The sequence below is a fragment of the Streptomyces tailanensis genome (genome assembly GCF_008386495.1).
GTDB classification, from domain to species: domain Bacteria; phylum Actinomycetota; class Actinomycetes; order Streptomycetales; family Streptomycetaceae; genus Streptomyces; species Streptomyces tailanensis.
This window is the reverse complement of record NZ_VTHJ01000132.1, coordinates 1-7732: the sequence shown is the minus strand read 5'-3', so window position 1 is coordinate 7732 and position 7732 is coordinate 1. Positions and strand designations below refer to the sequence as shown.

6 protein-coding genes are annotated in these 7732 nt (G+C 71.1%); 3 read left to right on the top strand and 3 right to left on the bottom strand.

The window, feature by feature from the left end; translation table 11 throughout:
- The first annotated feature begins 51 nt into the window (after nt 1–51).
- Nucleotides 52–1785: a DUF2264 domain-containing protein gene (locus F3T56_RS44940; protein ID WP_149831234.1), complete on the top strand. Its 1734-nt coding sequence runs from the start codon at nt 52–54 to the stop codon at nt 1783–1785.
- Here the strand turns inward: F3T56_RS44940 and F3T56_RS44935 are convergent.
- The 3 genes from F3T56_RS44935 to F3T56_RS44925 form a co-directional block, all read right to left on the bottom strand.
- Complete coding sequence (locus F3T56_RS44935) at nt 1730–3148, bottom strand: hypothetical protein (protein ID WP_149831233.1); 1419 nt, start codon at nt 3146–3148, stop codon at nt 1730–1732. The genes F3T56_RS44940 and F3T56_RS44935 overlap by 56 nt on opposite strands.
- Nucleotides 3149–3202: 54 nt before the next feature.
- Nucleotides 3203–3772 (bottom strand): TetR/AcrR family transcriptional regulator, encoded by a 570-nt coding sequence (locus tag F3T56_RS44930; protein ID WP_149831232.1) that lies wholly within the window; start codon nt 3770–3772, stop codon nt 3203–3205.
- A gap of 90 nt (nt 3773–3862) precedes the next feature.
- Nucleotides 3863–5182, bottom strand: a complete 1320-nt coding sequence (locus tag F3T56_RS44925; protein ID WP_149831231.1) for a jacalin-like lectin — start codon at nt 5180–5182, stop codon at nt 3863–3865.
- Between the two features lie 249 nt (nt 5183–5431).
- Between F3T56_RS44925 and F3T56_RS44920 the strand changes: the two genes are divergently transcribed.
- Together F3T56_RS44920 and F3T56_RS44915 are read left to right on the top strand one after the other, a co-directional pair.
- A complete protein-coding gene (locus tag F3T56_RS44920; RefSeq protein WP_149831230.1) occupies nt 5432–7156 on the top strand; it encodes a PHP domain-containing protein in 1725 nt (574 codons plus the stop codon).
- 8 nt (nt 7157–7164) lie between these two features.
- Entirely contained in the window at nt 7165–7671 is a 507-nt protein-coding gene (locus F3T56_RS44915; protein WP_246204788.1) for a hypothetical protein, read from the top strand.
- Nucleotides 7672–7732 lie beyond the last annotated feature (61 nt).

Genomic DNA, 7732 nt, shown 5'->3' with positions numbered 1-7732 from the left:
TTTCACCACACCCCCTAACCACAGCGACGACGAGACAGGAAGCACCACGGCATGCCCCCCGAGGACCGCACCCTCAGCCCGTACACCGGCTACACCCGCGCCCACTGGGAGGCGGCCGCCGACTCGCTGCTGGCGGCGGTGGAGCCGTACGCCACCGCGGACGGCGCCCTGTACCAGCTGCCCGGCGACCGCACGAGCTGGTCGGGCAGGCTCTCCGATGGCCTGGAGGGATACGCTCGTACGCTGCTCCTCGCCGCCTTCCGCCGGGATGAGAAGGCGCTCGCCCGGTACGCCGACGGCCTCGCGGCCGGCGTGTCCGGTGTCTGGCCGCGCATCGAGGACCGCAGTCAGCCCCTCGTGGAGGCCGCGTCCATCGCCTTCGCCCTGCGCCTGACCCGCCCGCTGCTGTGGGACCGCCTCGACGACTCCGTGCGGCAGCGCGCGGCGGCCTGGCTGGGCGACGCGCTCACCGCCGAACCATGGCCCTGCAACTGGGAGTTGTTCCCGGTGACGGTCGGCGGCTTCCTCGAAGAGATCGGCCACGAGCAGGAGTTGGCGCGTCGGGTCATCGAGCACCGCCTCGACCGCATCGAGCAGTGGTACCTGGGCGAGGGCTGGTACACCGACGGCGACGGCCGCAAGTTCGACTACTACAACGGCTGGGCGATGCACCTGTACCCGGTGCTGCACGCCTGGCTCGCGAACGACGAGCGTCTGCTGGAGCTGTACGGCGGCCGGCTCTCCCGCCATCTCGAGGACTACGCCCGCCTGTTCGGCGGCGACGGCGCCCCCCTGCACCAGGGCCGCTCCCTGACGTACCGCTTCGCGACGACGGTTCCCTTGTGGCTGGGTGCGTTGACGGGCCGTACGCCGCTGTCCCCGGGGGAGACGCGACGGCTGGCCTCCGGCGCGCTGAAGTACTTCCTCGACCGGGGCGCGGTCGACGACCGGGGCCTGCTGTCGCTCGGCTGGCACGGCCCCGACTCGGCCGTCCTGCAAGGCTATTCGGGCCCGGCCTCCCCGTACTGGGCCAGCAAGGGCTTCCTCGGCCTGCTGCTGCCGCCGGACCACGAGGTGTGGACGGCGACGGAGGAGGCGGCGCCGGTGGAACGGGGGGACGACGTGCGCCCGATGGGCCCGCCCAACTGGCTCCTCCAGTCGACGAGTTCGGACGGCATCGTCCGCCTCCACAACCACGGCAGCGAGGACGTCCGCTACGACCCGTTCTACACGCGGCTCGCGTACTCGACGGTGACGGCGCCCGTACCCCTGGCCGAGCCTCCGGAGTCGTACGACAACAGCGTGATCGTCGGCGGCGACGCGAGCCGGACGGACATCGAGCCGCTGGGCGTGGGGGAGGACTGGGCGGCATCCCGCCATCCGCTGGCCTCCGGCGCCGAGGTCACCAGTCTGGTGGTGGCAAACGGCGCGGCCGAGGTGCGTGCCCATCTGGTGGCGGGCGCGGCGCCCGGCACGGAGGTGCGGGTGACGGGCTGGGCGCCCCCGGCGGACCAGCGGGCGGAGCTGCTGCCCGTCCATGGCCTCTCGGGCTCGGGAGGGTCCGTGGTGACCGGTGTGACGGGCGACGGCCCCACGCTGTTCGTCGCCCTGGCCCGGCTCACCGGGGAGCCGGAGCCCCTGCCCCTCCAGGACCTGGTGTCCGTGGAGATGCAGGGGGAGCACGGACTCGGCGTCCGCTGGGCTTCGGGAGCCGTCCGTCACTTCGTCTTCACGGCTTCAGACGGGCGATCTTCAGCGTCTTCGTGGTCGGTGACGCCCCGTTGAGCGGGGTCGAGTAGGACGGGGTCACCGGGGCGTACGCCCACGCCAGGGGGGAGTCCTTCAGGACCGCGATGTCACCGCTGATGCGGGCGTTCACGACCTTGTCCGCGCCCTGGAGCTTGCCGTTCCAGTCGACGAGGCGGAAGTGGGTGCCCGTGAAGGTGCCGGTGCAGGTGCCGTTGGCGCACTTGGCGTTCTTCAGGGTCTCGTAGGAGACGAGGAGCCGGTTCTTGCCGTACGGGGCGACGCGCACGTTGACGTGCTCGGTGCCCTTGGCGGATGTGAGGTAGACCGGCTTGCCCGAGGGCGTGTTGCGGTTCTTGAGGAACGCGATGGCCACCTGGTGGGTGCTGGTCTTCGGCTTGACCGTCCAGCCCCGGCCGCTGGAGTCGTCCGGGTTCTTCTTGGCGGAGGCGGCGCCGCGTGAGGCGAACGCGGTGGCGTAGCGGCCGGTGGAGGACTTCACGAGGTCGCCGGTGCGGCCCGCGAAGGTGCCGCCGCAGTAGCCGGCCCAGCACTGCTCGCGCTGGACGACGGGCGCGTTGTCCGGGGCGGCGATGCCGGTCGAGACGAAGAGGCCCGAGCGCCAGTCGTCGAAGCAGAGGGAGGTGAAGGCGCCGGACGACTCGGCGCGCAGGGCTATGCCCTCGTTGTGCGAGCAGCCCCAGTTCCAACCGCCGCTGAGCTTCTTGCCCTTGGGGCCGACGTACGCCATCTTGTCGCCGAAGTGGCCGTCCGCGAAGCCGCCGGCGCCGTGCACGACGAAGTAGGCGCCGTACTTCTTGCCGTTCCAGGCGAGCTGGCCGTCGAGCAGCGGGGCCGTGTCGTTGGAGGAGGTGCCGGTGAGCTTGGTCCGCCAGGTCTGCTTGCCGTTGCTGTAGCGGATGAGCGCGGCGGCGGTCTCCTTCCACTTGTTGCTGTCGGAGACCCGGGTCAGCAGCGCGAACCCGTCGTTGTGCGCGACCAGCCCCCCGACCTCCTTCGTCCCCTTCACGACCGTGTCGGCGCCCGAGCGCTTGCCGGCCGCCGTCAGCGGGGTGACGTGGATGCCGTCCGAGGCGGGCCAGGCGACCCGCAGCGTGCCGTTCGGCGCGACGGCCGTCGCCGTCCGCGTCCACTCCCGGCTGTTGTTGTAGCCGGCCGAGAGATAGGGGAACTTCGCGGACAGGCTCACGGTCGTGTTGGTCACGGTGAGGCCACCGGCCGCGGCGGTCGTCGTGGGCGCCGCACCAGCGGTGGCGTACCAGGCGCCCGCCAGCACGGAGGCCGCCGCGAGCGAGCCGATGACAGGCTTGCGGAAGACACGGCGACGACGGTGCGCGGGCGGGGCCGAAGGGGCGGAGGACGTGGGTGTTGCGGATGTCACGCCCTGTGGTTGCCGCCGGTCGGCGAAAGGTTGCCGCCGACCGATCATGGAAAATCACGCCCGAGGCCAGTGCTCCAGCGCCACATGCAGCGCCTCGACCGCCCGGTCCCAGGACGCCCGTACGTCACGGGGGTGGCCGAAGGCGCCGCTCGACTCCAGGTGGCAGTAGCCGTGGAAGGTGCTCCGCAGCAGGCGTACGGCGTCGGTGAGGTCGGGCTCGTCGAGGCGGTAGGCGCGCAGCATCCCGTAGGTGATCTCGGCGGTGCGGCGCAGGGCGGGGGAGTCGGTGACGAGGTCCTGGTCCACGGGGATCTGGGTGGCCGCGTACCGGCCGGGATGTTCGAGCGCGTACTCCCGGTAGGCCCCCGCGAACGCGGTGAGCGCGTCCTTCCCGGCACGGCCGGCCACCGCCTCCGCGATCCGGTCGATCATCTCGCCGCCCGCCAGCAGCGCGACCCGGGTCCGCAGCTCCCGCAGATTCCTGACGTGCGAGTAGAGGCTGGCGTCCTTGACGCCGAAGTGCCGGGCCAGCGCGGACAGGGTGACGTTCTCGAACCCGACCTCGTCGGCGAGATCGGCCGCGGCCTCCACGACCCGGTCGACGGTGAGCCCGGCACGGGCCATGGAGACCACCCTCTTCACCTATGGAACGCAGAGCCTCAGGCTACCGCCCGGTGATCGGGGAACGGACCGCCTGCCGCGTATCGGCGCAGGTCAGCCGATCGGCGCGTACAGCACGCCCAGCTTGTCGATCTCGCTGCCCGAGCGGCCGGTGAAGCCGACGATCTGCCAGCCGGAGGGGGCGGTGAAGGTCTTCGTGTCGGAGGTGGCCGTACCGGAGGTGAGGGTGCGGCCCTTGTCCGTGGTGAAGGCGGCGGAGAAGATCCGGGTGTGGCCGTCCTTCTGGCCCTGGGTCAGCTTGACCGAGGTGAGGTGTTCACCGGAGGTGAGGGTGAGGGAGGTGGCCGTACCGCCCGTGCCGCCGTGGGTCAGGGTCGTGCCACCGTCGTGCGTGAGCGATACCGCGTCGAGGCGGGAGCCGCCGCGCAGGGTCAGCGTGCGGGGCGAGACCGTCGAGGGGAGGTTGTCCGCGTCGTTGTACGCCGTGCCGTGCGGGCCACCGAAGAAGTCGCTGGCGCGGAGCCCCGAATTCAGGGTCCAGGAGAAGTCGACGGTGTGCGGGAAGTGGTCGGAGAGGTTGGCGCCCGCCGAGTCGAGGAATTTCGCCCACTCGTTGTTGTAGCGGGTGGCGGTCAGGTTCACCACGTTGCTGTCACGGTAGAGGACCTTGTCGACGACCTCGCAGTCGTTGGTCGGGGCCGTCGTGGGGCAGACCAGCGCGTCGCTGCCCTGCGCCGGGGCCGTACCGTCCTTGATCAGGTCCACCCACGGGTCCGTGAGGCCGTTCTCCGTCACGAGCGTGCGGATGTTGTCGCCGGCGCGCGTGTAACGGGTGTTGGTGTCACCCATGACGATCACCGCGTTGCCCGCCGAGTTCGACTTGATGAACTCCGAGAGCTGGGTGACGTTGGCGCGGCGGGCGGCGAGGGCGGCGTCGTCGGAGTCGGCGTTGGTGTGCACGTTGTAGAGGTCGACGAAGACGCCCTCGGCGAGCCGGACCCGGGCGAGGGAGAAGCCCTTCGGGGTGAGGCAGTTGGTGCCGGTGCAGTCGTTCCACTTCACCCGCTGGAAGTCCTCGAAGGCGTAGTCCGAGAGGGTGTTCAGGCCGTCGCCGAAGGGCACGCCGCCACTGGTCGCCGTGCGGTACGGGTGGTCGTCGCCCGCGTACAGCGCCGCGTGGTAGTTGAAGTCCTCCTGGACGTTGACGATGTCGTACGCCCCGAGCCGCGGGGAGATCAGCGGGGTGTTCGTCTCCGGGTTGCCGGAGCTCAGCCCCTCCGGGAGGCCCGCGACGTTGTACGTGAGCACGTTGAACGTGCCGGTGGTGGCGGCCGCGGCGGGGGACGCGCCGGTGGTCGCGAGGCCGGTGACGGCGAGGGCTGCGGCCGCGAGGGTGCCGATCAGTCTTCTCATGGGGACTCTCCGGGGGCGGGGCAGGGGCGAGGGGAAGGTGAGCGGTGTTCAGGTTCAATGTCAACCAGTGTGACGTGCAAGGTGAGTTGGGGAAACAGTGGGGGACGTGGCGATCCGCCGTATCCAGGGAACCTGGCGGCCACTCCTTGATCTTTTGACGTTCACGTTTCGCCTCGATCCTCCACAGGCGGCGCGGTAGTCGTGTCGCGGAAGGCAGCCGCAGAAGGCAGCGGCATCAGGAGGCGTTTCATGGGACACGGGCACGCGCACGGCCACGGACATCACCACCACGGACATGACCACGACCACGATCATGAGCACGAGGCGGCGGCCGCCCTCCCCGCCGCCTTCGACAGCTCTGTGCCCGACGAGGCGCTGACCCCCGAGCAGCAGTCCCGCCGTGGCCTCCTTCGCCGCGCCGGTCTCCTTGGCGCGGGCCTGACCGCCGCGAGCGTCCTCGGCCAGGCGGCGGCGACCGCCCCCGCGTACGCCGGCACGAACAGCCGCAAGCGAGGCGGCTTCCTGTGGCTGGCCGGTGACCACCACATCCACACCCAGTACAGCAGCGACGGCAAGTACCGCGTCGTCGACCAGGTCCGCCAGGGCGCCAGGCACGGCATGGACTGGATGGTCATCACCGACCACGGCAACGCCACCCACGCCAAGATCGGCGTGGAGAAGGTCAACCCGGACATCAAGGAGGCCCGGGCCGCGTACGAGGACACCCTCGTCTTCCAGGGCCTGGAGTGGAATATCCCGGCCGCCGAGCACGGCACGGTCTTCGTGCACCCCGGCAAGAACGAGGTCGCCGTCCTCAAGCAGTTCGAGACCGACTACGACGGCAGCGTGAAGGGCGCCTCCGACTCGACGCCCGCCAACGAGGCGCTCGCCATCGCGGGCCTGGGCTTCCTCGCCGAGCAGGTTCAGCGCCGCAAGATCAAGGACGCCCTGATGCTCGCCAACCACCCCGCCCGGCGCGGCGTCGACTCCCCGCACGAGATCCGCGGCTGGCGCGACGCGACCGGCGCCGACCGCCAGATCGCCGTCGGCTTCGAGGGCGCCCCCGGCCACCAGGCCGCCGGCCTGCCCGCCCCCCTCGGCATGGCCCGCGCCCGCGGCATCTACGACAACAACCCCAACGCCAACTCCTTCCCCGGCTACCCGCTGGAGAGCTACCGCACCTGGGGCGGCTTCGACTGGATGACCTCCACCGTCGGCGGCCTGTGGGACAGCCTCCTCGCCGAGGGCAAGCCCTGGTGGATCACCGCCAACTCCGACTCCCACCAGGTCTACGCCGACACCGCCGTGCGCGGCGGCCCGGACAGCGACTACGCGGCCAACGGCAAGCACACCGACCCGGTCTACGGCGGCAAGATCGACATCACCCAGGGCGACTACTGGCCCGGCCAGTACAGCCGCACCCACGTCGGCGCCGACGGCTTCTCCTACGCCGCCGTCATGGACGGCATCCGCGCCGGCCGCATCTGGGTCGACCACGGCCGGCTCATCAGCGGCCTCGACGTCCGCGTCTCGGGCGGCAGCCGCTGGGCCACCCTCGGCGGCGCCCTGCACGTCAAGAAGGGCACCAAGGTCACCCTGACCGTCGACGTGGCGCTCGCCGGCGGTCCCAACTGGGCCGGTTTCATACCGAAGTTGGCCCGCGTCGACTTCATCCAGGGCGACGTCACCGGCGCGGCCGCCGACAAGGACACCTTCACCGCACCGACCGCGAAGGTCGTGAAGTCGTACGAGGTGAACAAGTCCACCGGCACGGTCCGGCTCACCTACGAACTCGGCCAGGTCGACCGCCCGCTCTACGTCCGGCTGCGCGGCAGCGACGGCAACCGCTCCGCCGTCGGCCCGATGGGCGCGGCCGTCGACCCGGCGGGCCCCGCCATCGACGTCGTCGGCGACGCCGACCCGTGGCGCGACCTGTGGTTCTACTCCAACCCGGTGTGGGTCCTGCCGTCATGATCGTTACGATGGATGTCCTGACCGTGGACGCGGGTGTCAGGGACCTGCGCGCGGCCGATCACCTGCTCCACACGCTGGCCGCCGAACTCGCCCTCCCGGAGGGTGCGTTCGGCTGCACGCACCTGGTGCGCGGAGACCGCCCGCGCGTCGCCCTGTCCCTCGCACTCCCGTCGGAGCCGCTCCTACGCACCGCCCAGGAGCGGCTCACGGCCCGGGGGTACGAGGTGACACCCGGCATCCCCGACCCGACGGGCCGCGCGGTGCTCTACCCGGGCGTCTCCACCCTCACCGGCACGCTGACGATCGCGGAACTGCTCTCCCGCTCCGCGATCGCCCGCGTGACGGTCCTGGGCTCACCCGGCCAACCGCCCCCGGACACCGTGCTGGTGACACGGGATCACGTACGCCCGCACTGGCACGACGGCGAACTCGTCCTCACCGCCATGCCCGCCGCCGGCGGCACCCTCGTCCCGTTCGAGGTACCGGACCCGACACCGTGCTGCGCGGACCACTGAGACCCCGTGAACAAACTGATCATTTCCGGTGTTTGGCGTCCTTGGTGCCAGCCAGGCGCCG

Bases quoted from the DNA above. Each gene is read 5' to 3' on its own strand.
- F3T56_RS44940 (WP_149831234.1), top strand. From the start codon at position 52: ATGCCCCCCGAGGACCGCACCCTCAGCCCGTACACCGGCTACACCCGC.
- F3T56_RS44930 (WP_149831232.1), bottom strand. From the start codon at position 3,772: ATGGCCCGTGCCGGGCTCACCGTCGACCGGGTCGTGGAGGCCGCGGCC.
- F3T56_RS44925 (WP_149831231.1), bottom strand. From the start codon at position 5,182: ATGAGAAGACTGATCGGCACCCTCGCGGCCGCAGCCCTCGCCGTCACC.
- F3T56_RS44920 (WP_149831230.1), top strand. From the start codon at position 5,432: ATGGGACACGGGCACGCGCACGGCCACGGACATCACCACCACGGACAT.
- F3T56_RS44915 (WP_246204788.1), top strand. From the start codon at position 7,165: ATGGATGTCCTGACCGTGGACGCGGGTGTCAGGGACCTGCGCGCGGCC.